The 12,521-nt window shown below is 37.4% G+C and carries 9 protein-coding genes; 4 read left to right on the plus strand and 5 right to left on the minus strand.

The window, feature by feature from the left end:
- The first annotated feature begins 8 nt into the window (after positions 1-8).
- Both F0919_RS07655 and F0919_RS07660 read left to right on the plus strand, forming a co-directional pair.
- Positions 9-2,561: an Hsp70 family protein gene (locus F0919_RS07655; protein WP_150032169.1), complete on the plus strand. Its 2,553-nt coding sequence runs from the start codon at positions 9-11 to the stop codon at positions 2,559-2,561.
- 1 nt (position 2,562) lies between these two features.
- Positions 2,563-4,080: a hypothetical protein gene (locus tag F0919_RS07660; protein ID WP_150032170.1), complete on the plus strand. Its 1,518-nt coding sequence runs from the start codon at positions 2,563-2,565 to the stop codon at positions 4,078-4,080.
- Between the two features lie 45 nt (positions 4,081-4,125).
- Here F0919_RS07660 and F0919_RS07665 read toward each other — a convergent pair whose 3' ends face one another.
- Together F0919_RS07665 and F0919_RS07670 are read right to left on the minus strand one after the other, a co-directional pair.
- A complete protein-coding gene (locus tag F0919_RS07665) occupies positions 4,126-6,150 on the minus strand; it encodes a M3 family metallopeptidase (RefSeq protein WP_150032171.1) in 2,025 nt (674 codons plus the stop codon).
- 19 nt (positions 6,151-6,169) lie between these two features.
- On the minus strand, positions 6,170-6,763 hold the full coding sequence (locus F0919_RS07670) for a DUF1684 domain-containing protein (protein ID WP_190277309.1): 594 nt from the start codon (positions 6,761-6,763) through the stop codon (positions 6,170-6,172).
- Between the two features lie 214 nt (positions 6,764-6,977).
- On the opposite strand from F0919_RS07670, the gene ppk1 reads away from it, so the two are divergent.
- Together ppk1 and F0919_RS07680 are read left to right on the plus strand one after the other, a co-directional pair.
- On the plus strand, positions 6,978-9,056 hold the full coding sequence (gene ppk1 / locus F0919_RS07675) for a polyphosphate kinase 1 (RefSeq protein WP_150032173.1): 2,079 nt from the start codon (positions 6,978-6,980) through the stop codon (positions 9,054-9,056).
- Between the two features lie 79 nt (positions 9,057-9,135).
- Entirely contained in the window at positions 9,136-10,020 is an 885-nt protein-coding gene (locus tag F0919_RS07680) for a Ppx/GppA phosphatase family protein (protein WP_150032174.1), read from the plus strand.
- A gap of 67 nt (positions 10,021-10,087) precedes the next feature.
- Here the strand turns inward: F0919_RS07680 and F0919_RS07685 are convergent, their stop codons facing one another.
- Genes F0919_RS07685 through F0919_RS07695 form a run of 3 tightly spaced genes read right to left on the minus strand, consistent with a single transcriptional unit; the run spans position 10,088 to position 12,449 of the window.
- The gene (locus F0919_RS07685; RefSeq protein WP_150032175.1) at positions 10,088-11,239 is read right to left on the minus strand and encodes a hypothetical protein; all 1,152 of its coding nucleotides are present in this window, start codon (positions 11,237-11,239) and stop codon (positions 10,088-10,090) included.
- A gap of 11 nt (positions 11,240-11,250) precedes the next feature.
- Positions 11,251-11,895 carry a hypothetical protein gene (locus tag F0919_RS07690; RefSeq protein ID WP_150032176.1) on the minus strand — a complete coding sequence of 215 codons (645 nt, stop codon included), beginning with the start codon at positions 11,893-11,895 and terminating at the stop codon, positions 11,251-11,253.
- Positions 11,896-11,915: 20 nt separating this feature from the next.
- Entirely contained in the window at positions 11,916-12,449 is a 534-nt protein-coding gene (locus tag F0919_RS07695) for an RNA polymerase sigma factor (RefSeq protein ID WP_150032177.1), read from the minus strand.
- Between the last annotated feature and the right edge of the window lie 72 nt (positions 12,450-12,521).

Raw genomic sequence — 12,521 nt, forward strand, 5'->3', positions numbered from 1 at the left:
ATTAAAAGATGAAGGCAGTAAATTTTGGTATAGATCTTGGTACGACAAACTCATTAATCGCCAAATATGAAAATGGCAATATAGTTGTCTTTAAAAATCCTATCGGACATAAAGAAACATTGGCATCGGTTGTTGCATTTCGCAACGATCGTATTCTTGTGGGCGACAAAGCCCGTGAATACATGCTTAAAGATGCTGTAAACGTTTTTGGCGGGTTTAAAAGAAGAATGGGAACGGACGAAAAATTTTATGTGGTTAACATGGATGAAAACGTAACGCCCGTACAGCTTTCCACTTATATTTTAAAGGAATTGCAACAGTTTGTTTATTCAGGCGAAAAGCCGGAATCTGCTGTCATAACAATTCCTGCTTCCTTTGATACCATGCAAAGTAATGCGACTAAAATTGCAGGAGAAGAAGCCGGTTTAGAGGAAGTTTTTTTATTGCAGGAGCCAATTGCTGCGAGTCTTGCTTATTTCAATCATCAGCCCGAAGAAAACCATGAAGGACATTGGTTGGTTTATGATTTGGGCGGTGGTACTTTCGATATAGCATTGGTGAAGATTACCGAAGGTGAAATGAAAGTAGTAGATCATGAAGGGAATAATTTCCTGGGCGGACTTGATTTTGATTTGATGATTGTAGAACAACTGATAGTGCCTGAGATTGTTTCCAGAACGGGAGTAGAAGATTTTGGCGCACAGCTTACAACGCAATATGGCCTTTATGAAAAACTATATTATCAATTACTTTATAAAGCGGAAGAGCTGAAAAAGGAACTAAGTAATTTGCCTCAGGCAGATATAGACTTTTCGACAGATATTGAAGGCAAGCACTATGATTTTTATATTACCATCACACAGGAACAATTCAATAATATTATTTCAAGAAGAGTAGATGAAACCGTTCATATGTTGAAGCAGGTTTTAGAACGTAATCATTTGCCTGTTGAGATGATTCGCCAGACAATAATGGTGGGTGGCAGCACTTTCATTCCTTATGTCAGGAACCGGTTAGAGCATGCTACAGGGATTAAAGTAAACATGAGTGTTGATCCTACAACAGCTGTAGTAGTGGGTGCGGCTTATTATGCCGCCAATAAATATTATACTCCAAAAGATAACAGTGACCTGCGGATAGGAGAAGATATAAATGACTTGCTGAAAGACTTTGATGATATGGATGATGCGTTTAGTATGCCTCTGCATGATTTTTCATTGTCTTTTTCCTACAGTAAAATGAGTAAGGAGACGGAAGAGGTCTTGCTGGTAAAAGCCAATGGCGTGTTTGATAATTACAGTTACCGGATTGTAAGAGCTGACGGTGGTTTTGATACCGGTTTTGTTTTACTGAAAACAAAATTTACAGAGTTTTTGCCGTTATTGCCTAATTTGAATAACAGTTTTTTTGTAACCATTTATGATGAACAAAAAAATGAGATTTCATCTTTAAGGGAAGAAATAATAATAACGCAAGGCCAATACCATATTGCAGGACAGCCGTTGCCAAAAGACATTTGCATTGAAGTTGACGATAAGGAAAACAATACAACCAAGCTGGAACTCGTATTTGAGAAGAATAGCCTGTTGCCCTTGAAGAAAACATTATACCGTGAAATATCGAAAACGGTAAAGAAGGGAAGCGATGATAAAATTATATTGAACATATTGGAAGGTGATAAATTCACCCGCCCCTTATCCAATCTTACTATCGGCTGCATTGAAATATCAGGTAAAGACTTAAAGTCGGATTTGCTGAAAGGTTCTGATATTGAAATGCAGATTGTAATATCGGATAATAGAGAATTGAGCACCGAAGTTTTCCTTGTAATGACACAGCAATCGTTTAAAAATGTATTCTCCATTACAGAAAAACAAATCAGCATAGCAAGACTGAAAGAACAATTCAACGATCTGGAAGAGGAGATAAGAAAAACTATTAAGGAATTTAATTTCGATGATAATGAAGTATGGGCTACCAGCGCCAATGAAATGCTTTCGGAATTATTGAGCCATAAAAAGGATTTGGCAAAGCTGAATGAAAAAGACCGTTCGGATAAAAAATATATCATTGCAGAGGCTGTAAATCGTATTTCACAAGCTTATGATAAGATTGGAGGAAACGATCGCCTGCAGAATCTTATTTCTGAATACTTCAATATTAAAGAGTATGTAGAACAATATCTGATGACTTGCGATTTTGAAAAAGACAGGCTGCAAGCCAAGTTCAAACAATTGACGCAAGGTGAAAATCAATTACTGAGAACACGTAATCCTTCTATACTTATTAAGGCTATCGAACAATTAAATAAACTTGGCTGGGATGTTTTAATGAATACAAGCAGTTATCTTATTGCGAGGTATCAGCAAATGAAATCCGCACCTGAATGGGATTATAAGAATTATTATGCCGCGCAAAGCATATTTAAAATGGCGGATAAAGCATTGGAGCAGGAAAAATTCTTTGAATTCAGGCAACATGTGTACAGCCTTACACATTTAGTCAAGTATGAAGAATCATTTGTGAAGTCCAATGATTTCAACGGAACCGGAATAGGATAATATGCAGTATCAATCTATTATCAGGTTCTTCGACTTTAGCGGTATTGAATATGATAACGTTGGCGGATTTAATCTTTCACGCGCAAAGAAGCTGGTTACAGCGGAGTTTGCGATGCAGGCCGACGGTATTATTGTTGTTGACGGCTGTAGCTATACAAAACAGGAAATTCTGGCTGAATTGGAACGTCGTGACTTTTCAGAACGCCTGCAATTCCATAAAATTATTTGGGAAAACAAAGGGTTACTGGCCTTTTTAGAAGAGGACAGGTTTGATTTTCATGATGGGGGCAACTGGTATTCGCTTAGCGATATGCCCGGTTTTGTTTCATTTGTCTCTCCATATTTTTCGGTAGTATATAATCGTATTATGCGGTCATTCCTAAACAATAATGACCTTGCTGCCGCTGCTGACTGGTTGGATTATCTCTTTTTTATTGAAGCAGAAGACGAAGAAGAAGCGTTGCGTAATACAAGAATGTATCTGAACGATGTGGTACGTTTTTTCAGAAATCTCAATGATGCGTCTTATAAATCAAGAGACAAAGAATTGCGTTTATGGTACACTACTTCGTGGAGTAATTTCATTAATAAGCTGCCCGATAGCCTTTTGTCCTATGTAGATGAAATTGTAAGCGCTATTATAAACTTTACTGTCAGGATACAGAAAAGCGGCAAAAAAATATGTTATAAAATCAGCAAAGAACTTTTAAATGTAACCAATGCAAATTACAGCTTGTTGCAGTTAATACGTTCCAATCATGAAGCTTATGCGCAAAACTATAAAGGGAAGACATTTACGGGTTGGTTAAAGAGCGGCGTCAATATAGTGTATGTAATTATGATTGTGATTTTCGCAGTCTCTAAATTATTCCTTTCCGATTCCGATGATTCGGGTTATAATTTCTTGGATAATAAGGTAGTTGATAAAAGTATATCGGAGGTACAGCGTTATAAAAATGCAAGAGATTATTACAGGACAAATTATGGAAGCCGGGAATTTGTATTTAACCCGGAACGCAATGCGGGCGGCCCTTTTGATGATAAAAATGTTTATTTATTAGTTGAAGGTGTAAAAGATTCGGCAAAAGCCCTGACCCCATTCTCCATTAAAAATAATACCCGTAATACAATTCAGTTGTATGTACTTCGTGCCGATAATGTTTATTACTTTGACCTTGCTCCGTTGGAGTTTTTAAGCTTTGCACCTTTGTACAATCAATCGGTGGATATAATCTTAAAGTTTGATAACGAAGGAGATACTTTTACTATTCCATCCGACTCGTTGAATGAAATGCAATTCCTGCATGTCGGTTCTTTAGGCCAGGAACATGATACAGCCTATGTTTTCAATGATACAACAAACATAGATATGCCTTATTTGGAAGAGGCTGAATTACTTCAGAAAGCACCACTTGTAATTGATATACGAAGGAAGGAAGGTGCATTTTACTTTCAATTGAAAGGAAGAGGTAATGTCATCTATGAAAAAGGAAAAGATGCGGGCGTCACTATGAAGTAATATAAATATCGCAGCGACATAAAGTCGCTGCGATATTTATACTTATTATTCCGAAATGCCTGCGCGCTCCAGAAGTGCATCCACACTTGGTTTACGGCCTCTGAAAGCTACGTACAAATCCATCGGGTCTTCTGTTCCGCCTTTACTTAATAATGTTTTGAACTTCGCTGCTATTTCAGGGTTAAAAATTCCTTCTTCTTTGAAATAAGCAAAAGCATCTGCATCCAGAACTTCAGACCATTTGTAACTGTAATATCCGGAAGAGTAGCCGCCCGGGAAAATATGGGAAAATGACGGGCTTTGAGCTACACCTTCTACAGTCGGGTATAGTTGCGTTTCATTGGTGATTTGTTTTTCAAATCCTTCAATGCTATTATCCTGTTTCAGTTTTCCGGTATGGTAAGCCATGTCCAACAAACCAAAACTAAGCTGACGCATGGTTTGATAACCTTCCATGTAATTTGCAGAAGCCACGATTTTATCAATCTGCTCCATCGGTAAAAGCTCCCCTGTCTTATAATGTTTTGCAAACGTTGCAAGGAAGTTCTTTTGGTAACAATAATTTTCCATGAACTGAGAAGGCAATTCTACAAAATCCCAATACACATTAGTACCGCTAAGGCTTTCATAAACAGTGTCAGCCATCATGCCATGCAATGCATGCCCGAACTCATGAAACAGTGTTGTAACTTCATTGAAAGTCAATAAGGAAGGCACTTCACCATTGGGCCTTGAAAAATTACATACAATAGAAATATGCGGACGATGGTCAATGCCATTGCTTCTGTACTGCCCTTTAAATGAAGTCATCCATGCCCCGGCACGTTTACCGTCTCTCGGATGCCAGTCTGTATATAACAATGCTTTATGCTTGCCATTTTCCAGTACTTCATAAACCGTAACTTCTTCATGATACTTTTGAATGTCTTTTCGTTCTTCAAAAGTCAATCCGTATAGCTTTCCGGCTGCATCAAAAGCAGCATGCAATACCTGATTTAATGGGAAATAAGGTTTCAGCTTTTCTTCGGAAAAGTCGAATTTCTCCTCACGTAATTTTTCGGCATAATAAGCATGATCATAAGGCATCAATGTTTCTATGCCATCTTTTGCTGCCAGAGGTTTTAATGCCTCAATATCCTTTCCTGCAAAGGGTTTCGCTTTATGTAACAAATCGTATAGAAAATCAAAAACGGTATCCGGTTTTGACGCCATTCTTTCTTCCAGTACAAAAGCGGCATGTGTATCAAAGCCTAATAATTTTGCACGTTGATCCCGTAATTGAACAATGGATTTTATAATTTGCTCGTTGTTGAATTCATTTGCTTTAAAAGCTTTTTTGCCATTTGCGAGATATAATTCCTTCCTGCGCTCCCTGTTTTTTGCATAAGTCAGAAACGGCACCAGACTTGGGTATTGTAATGTAAACACCCATCCCTCTAATTTTCGTTTCCTTGCTTCTTCTTTAGCTTGTGCTTTGATAGAATCGGGAATGCCTTCCAGTTCCTGTTCATCTGTCAGGTGCAAAATATAGGCATTGGTTTCCTGCAAAACATTCTGGCTGAATTTCACTTTAAGCGCTGCCAGTTCTTTATCAATACCGCGAAGCGTTTCCTTGTCCGTTGCATTAAGCAAAGCCCCGTTGCGTGTGAAGCTTTTATAAGTTTTATCTAATAACCTGTATGCTTCGGCAGATAAATCTTCTTTGTCTGTTTGTTCGTAAACAGCCTTGACTTTTTCGAACAAACCTTCATTCAAGGTAATGTCATTACCATATTCGGCCAGTACCGGTGATATTTCTTCCTGCACTTTTTCCAGATAGTCATTGGTTTCTGCAGAAGTAATATTGAAGAAAGCCTCTGTTACTCTGTTCAGCTGTTTGCCCACATGTTCCAATGCTTCCAGTGTGTTTTCAAACGTCGGGGCTTCGCTGTTGTCTACAATAGCATCAATTTCTTTCTTTGCATTTTCAATGCCCTCCAATATTGCAGGTTTGTAATCTTCATTCTTAATCTGCTCAAATGGCACACTCTCGTACTTTGTATCAAATGGCTTTAGCAATATATTATTCATCTATAATTGTTTGTGTTTTTTAATGTTTGAATTTGTCAGCATTATATTTTTCGCCTGCCTTAATAGCAAAAGGTATGTCATTTTCCCTCGGTGGAATGGGGCAGTTATAGCCTGAAGTAAAGGCACAGTAAGGATTATAGGCTTTGTTGAAATCAATAATCAATTGGTTATTTACGATGTCTTTTAATTTGAAATCCAGATAACGGCCACCGCCGTAAGAAGTTTTACCACAGGTAAGATCCGTAAAGGGTACAAATAAATCATCTGCTGTTTCAGCCTTATTTTTCAGCATCAGCAACTGATAAGCAAATATCCGGAAAGGCTTACCGTTCAATGAAAATTCCAATAAGGCATACTTCTGTGCGTCCTTTGTTTTGCCCGAAGAAGTTGTCATTTTAAACACAGGTTCATTCTTTAGTAAGGTGACTTTTGCTTTTACAACCATAGCAGGATTGAAATCGTAAAAAGCAATGTGTGCAGTGTCTTCTTTAATTATTTCATAAAGGTCGTTTTTATATTGTTGGCGATAAGTTTTAAAAGCTGAATTGGTGTGTTTTTGCGCATGGGTAATACCTGCTGCCAATACACAAATAAGAACAAAATAGAAGCGCATAGCTGTTTTTATGTTTTCAAAAATATGCATTTTGTGTCGAATGTCGAGTGAAGGTTGGTTATGAACATATAGTCTATTAATATGAAATGTTATTTGTTTTTAAAAATTGATGAAAAGTTAATACAGGATGTGTTAAGCAAAAAATATTTTTGCCTATATTTAAACAGTAACATTGAACCAAATGTTGCCGGAATAGTTATTCTAATTTGACTGCATGAAAAGAAAGAAAGATGCTCCCATTATCCGTGACCTTAGCTGGTTGTCATTCAATGACAGGGTAATGCAGGAAGCTAAAGATACTTCAGTACATATATATGACAGGCTTCGTTTTTTAGGTATTTTTTCAAATAATCAGGATGAGTTTTTCAGGGTAAGGGTTGCCGCTTTGAATAAGATGGTACGGATGGGAAAGATGGCTAAAATGCATCTGGAACAACATCCTGAAAAGATACTGGAAGCTATACAGGCAAAGGTTCTGGAACAAGGCGCCGAATTTGACAGGACTTATGCAAGCATTATCCGCGAACTGACAAAGCAAAATATTTTTATTAAGAATGAAAAACAACTAAGCAGCAAGCAGCTTACTTACGTTAAGGCTTATTTTGAAGACAGGGTGCGTACGCAGATTGTACCATTGATGGTTGAAAGTATCCCGCAGACCCCGCTTTTAAAAGATAACGCTATATATCTTGCATGTGTTTTAGGTAGTAACGAAAATCCAATGATGCAACGTTATGCATTGATTGAGGTGCCTGTTAAATCACTGTCGAGATTTATCCTGTTGCCATCCGAAAAGGATACAAGGGATATTATTTTACTGGAAGACATTATACGTTGTAATCTTCCGAATCTGTTTGCTGCATTTGGTTTTAATCGTTTTCTCAGTTATGTTATCAAAGTAACACGTGATGCCGAATTTGAACTGGATTATGATGTTAATAAAAATCTGATTCAGGAATTAGAAAAAGGAATCAAAAACAGGAAAAAAGGACAGGCGACAAGGTTTGTTTATGACAGAAATATTGATCCGGGATTGCTGGCCTATCTTACTAAACGATTGAATCTTTCCAAAAAGGACAACCTTATACCGGGAGGACGTATCCATAACTTTAAAGACTTTATGGATTTCCCGCCGACCGTATTCAGTGATTTTGTACCTCGTTCCAAGCCATTTGTACATCCTTCTTTGATACAACCATGCCGTATTATGGATGTGTTGAATCATCAGGATGTGATGTTGAATTTCCCTTATCACTCGTTTGATTCTATAATCGATTTATTGAGGGAAGCAGCGATCGATCCGTTTGTTCAGAGTATTAAAATTACCTGCTATCGTCTGGCAAAAGATTCAAAAATTGCCAATGCGCTGATTAATGCTGTACGTAATGGAAAAGATGTAATGGTAGTGCTGGAGCTGCGTGCCCGTTTTGATGAAGAAGCCAATATGAAATGGAAAGAGAAGCTGGAAGATGAAGGTGTAAGAGTGATTCTGGGATTGCCTAATCAAAAGGTACATGCTAAATTATGTCTGATCAGAAAAAGGGAGTTTGAACATACCAAAGAATATGGTTTTGTAAGCACGGGTAACTTTAATGAAAGCAGTGCAAGGTTTTACGGAGATCATTGTTTACTGACATCCAACCGGAAAATACTGAGCGATGCGGCAAGGATATTCAATTACCTTGAAAACCCTTCCGCGAGGGTGAACCAGATTAAAGCTTGTAAAACATTAGCGGTAGCTCCTTTAAATATGCGCAGCTCCTTTGTTGCCTTGATTGATCAGGAAATAAAAAATGCCCTGGCCAAGAAAGAAGCCTCTATGATACTAAAAATGAATAGTCTGGTTGACGGAACTTTAATTCATAAATTGTACGAAGCTGCGGAAGCAGGAGTTAAAGTAAGCCTGATTATAAGGGGTATTTGTTGTGTATTGACAAAGCAAAAAACTTTTGTTCACAGTATAAAAGCGCTGAGTATTATTGACGAATACCTGGAGCATGCAAGAGTATTTGTATTTCATAACAGAGGCAATGCCAAAGTATTTATTTCTTCTGCTGACTGGATGGTACGGAACCTCGACCATCGCATTGAAGCTGCCTGCCCAATCTTTGATAAAGCAATATCCAAAGAGCTGATCGATATTTTGAATATCCAGTTGTCGGAAAATGTGAAGGGTAGGGTATTGGATAATAATCAAAAAAATGATTATGTAAAAGCAGATGACGATGAACCGGAAATACGTTCTCAGGTGGAAACCTATGATTATCTTTTTAAGAAAACAATAGCGATTTAGGTTTGTTATTTTTGAAAAGCATTTTATAAAAGATTAAGTTTGTAGTTCGTTTTACAAACCAAAATAAATTTAGATCGCGTTGATTTTAGCTGCTATTGATATTGGTTCCAATGCTGTCCGTTTATTGATTACAGAAGTGTCGGAATATAAAGACGGTACGATTGACTATACGAAGCTTAATTTGCTGAGAGTTCCGTTACGCCTGGGTTTCGATGTGTTTTCAGAAGGGATTATATCTCCGGTGAAGGTAGAGAAACTGATTGATACGATGCGTTCCTATCAGTTGCTCATGAAGGTATATAATGTGGAGGCCGTAAAAGCCTGCGCCACATCGGCCATGCGCGATGCGCGTAATGCTCCTCTTATTGTTGAAAAGGTTAAAGAGTTAACAGGCATTGAAATCAGTGTTATTTCAGGCAGAGAAGAGGCTAATATCATTTATGAGACACATATTGCGGAAAAGCTGAGTGACGATCAAAGTTATTTATACATTGATGTTGGTGGTGGCAGTACGGAACTTACCTTGTTTTCCAGAAATCAGATTGTATTTAAGGAGTCATTCAATATCGGTACTATCCGTATGTTGAGTGATAAAGTCTCGGAATCACAATGGGAGCACATGAAGTGGTTTGTAAAAACACATACGAAAGATTATCCTACTGTTCACGCTATCGGTTCAGGTGGTAACATCAATAAGATATTTTCCATTTCCAAACGAAAAGAAGGAAAGCCGCTTCCTTTAGAACTTTTAAAGGATTATTATAAAGAATTGAACAGCAGTACGGTGGAAGAAAGAATGCATATTTACAATCTTCGTCAGGACCGCGCCGATGTATTGGTACCTGCTTTGCAAATCTATACTTCTGTGATGCGGTGGGCGGGGGCCGAAGAGATCTATGTGCCGAAAATAGGGTTGGCAGATGGTCTTATCAAGGTGATGTATCAGGAAAGAAAAGTCAAATAATTATAAAAGGGTTTCAGTTTTTAAAACTGAAACCCTTTTTATTTCACTTAATTAGCAATTGTTAATCTTACAGGTTAAATTTGAAATTAACACCGTAAACGTACCTGCCGCCTTTATCTTCTTTTTTGAAATTCCCCGCCAGATTAAAGCCGACTGATGCAAAGCGGTTGATGCCGAAATTGAAACCCAGATTAAACAAAGGTTTTTCATCTTTGATGTCCATTATACCAATCAGAAGGGAAGTTTTTTGCGGCATTAGCCCCATGCTTTTCTTGCATACACCTATTTCGGCATTATAGGACCTGTAAAACCCGACCGTAGTTTTTAGTGTTGAGGTGGAAGAACGCATTCCGAAGCCGCTAAAATTGACTCCGGCAAAGCCTTGCATTTTACCTCTGGTAGGAATAAGATAGGCAAATGTTGTTTCTACATAAGGCGAAATGGAATTATTATAAACTATGGCGCCAAAGCCCAGGAACAATCCGAAATGTCCGCCGTAAGCTGGCCTGTTTCCTCTCAATATTGCCAGAGAATCTCCATTATTGGCATCAACTGCAAATGTAAGATTGTGTGAAGTGGCATCCTGTCTGTTCCAGCTTTTTCGTTTCTCGTTAATAACAGAATCGGTTATGTTTCCTAATCTTTCCATCAAAGCAGGGTCACTTTTTAACTGCGCTATATCATTAATATCTTTCAGGATAAATGTATATTGTATCTGCACCAGACCGGAATCTATAATAGGCTTGGTTTTTATTGATACATTTTTTACGATACGGATGGTATCAAAACCTGTTTTCAGCTGATAATAAGAGCCGTCTTTATAAGCCAGTTGATTTTTGTTTTTTTCATCTTCTTTATAGTTTAAAGACAGCACTTTATTATTGATGGGGATATTTATTTCCAGTAATTTTTCTGAATAATCTGACCTGAACGAATCTTTTAATTGCTGTACTTGTGTTGCAGCGATGTCAGTTATCTGAGAAAGCATATTTTTATCTCCCCAATCGCTTAGTCTCAGGAAATCTATTTTCAATATTCCGTCATTTGGCAATTGATATTCGAAATGATGATTATACTGATCGGGACTTATGTTATACAGGTTTTTGTTTGGATCAGGCATATCCATAGACATTAAATCGGGGTCGCCAAATAATCCCTGAGCATGTGTAGCACTAAATAGGCATAAGAAAGCAATTAATAAAAGACTGACTTTTTGCATGGTATTGAATATTAATTTTTTGAATTGAAAAATTGATTACTTACTATCATTGAAATGGTTTCGGATTTATCGTCTGCATGACCCGGAATAATTATTTTATTGAATAAAGCATAATTCTCCGGCTGCTTTGTCTGAGGAATGGCATTTTCATTCTCCATATCTACAAGATGTAATACTCTAACTTTTGGCCTTGGCACTTCTGCTGTTGCTATTAATTGTTGACTGTTATTTGTCTGTGTCACATCTGTTTTGTTATTATTTTCCTGCTTAGGCTGCGATGCTGTACCGGCAACGGTTTCGGGAGATATTGTTTTTTTAACTTCAGGCAAAGTGTTGTTTTGATTTATTGTGTTTTGTGTCGTGTTTTGTACGACGAAAACAGTATCACTGATTGTCTGAATAGAAGGAATTGTCTTTGTTACTGTAACTGTTTTAATCACTTCTTTTTGAGAATGAAATAAGAAAGGCAGGCAAAGCAAAATGCCTATAATAACAGCTGCGGCATGGCTTATCCATTTTTTAAAAGGAATAATTTTTGTTTGTTGTTTTGATTCAATTCTGTCCCAGACGGCTTTTTTATCCAAATTAAAACCTGCATCGGCGGCACTCGCTCCATCCAGCAGATTCTTTATTTGTTTATCAAAATCATTTTTCATCTTTTACTATTTAAGGATGGTTAATTGTTTTTGGCGAGCATTTCTTTCAACATATTGCGGGCTTTGAAGAGTTGCGATTTGGATGTATTTTCTGATATGTTCAGCATTGATGCTATTTCTTTATGTCCTTTTTCTTCAAAAACAAACAGGTTGAAAACAGTCCGGTAACCGGGTGGCAGCGTTTGTATATTTTTTAGGATAGCGGCAACATGTAAATTTTGAAATACATTTTCCTCCTGAAAGACATTGTCCAATACCGGATATTCATCTATGGAAATAACAAGCTCTTTTTTCTTCCTCAGAAACATCAGGCATTCATTGACAGCTATTTTCCGAAGCCATGCGGTGAGGCTTCCGACCCCTGTAAAGCTGAATGAATCTATATTTTTAAAAGCTTTTACAAAACAATCTGAAAGCAACTCTTCTGCATCCGCTTTATTGGTTACATACCGTAAGCAAACCATAAAAAGCATATCTGCGCACTGCTCATACAACATCCGTTGTGCAAAAGAATCTTTTCGTTTGCAGGCTTCGATAAGTTGTATTTCAGTCATAAAAATGGCTGTTGTAATTTTTAAGGTTTGTTTTGTTTAACTACTGTAGTATATATATAAATGCAGGCTGAA

The organism is Taibaiella lutea (assembly GCF_008629695.1).
Lineage (GTDB): Bacteria > Bacteroidota > Bacteroidia > Chitinophagales > Chitinophagaceae > Taibaiella > Taibaiella lutea.

Bases quoted from the DNA above. Each gene is read 5' to 3' on its own strand.
- F0919_RS07655 (WP_150032169.1), top strand. From the start codon at position 9: ATGAAGGCAGTAAATTTTGGTATAGATCTTGGTACGACAAACTCATTA.
- F0919_RS07660 (WP_150032170.1), top strand. From the start codon at position 2,563: ATGCAGTATCAATCTATTATCAGGTTCTTCGACTTTAGCGGTATTGAA.
- F0919_RS07665 (WP_150032171.1), bottom strand. From the start codon at position 6,150: ATGAATAATATATTGCTAAAGCCATTTGATACAAAGTACGAGAGTGTG.
- F0919_RS07670 (WP_190277309.1), bottom strand. From the start codon at position 6,763: ATGCGCTTCTATTTTGTTCTTATTTGTGTATTGGCAGCAGGTATTACC.
- ppk1 (WP_150032173.1), top strand. From the start codon at position 6,978: ATGAAAAGAAAGAAAGATGCTCCCATTATCCGTGACCTTAGCTGGTTG.
- F0919_RS07685 (WP_150032175.1), bottom strand. From the start codon at position 11,239: ATGCAAAAAGTCAGTCTTTTATTAATTGCTTTCTTATGCCTATTTAGT.
- F0919_RS07690 (WP_150032176.1), bottom strand. From the start codon at position 11,895: ATGAAAAATGATTTTGATAAACAAATAAAGAATCTGCTGGATGGAGCG.
- F0919_RS07695 (WP_150032177.1), bottom strand. From the start codon at position 12,449: ATGACTGAAATACAACTTATCGAAGCCTGCAAACGAAAAGATTCTTTT.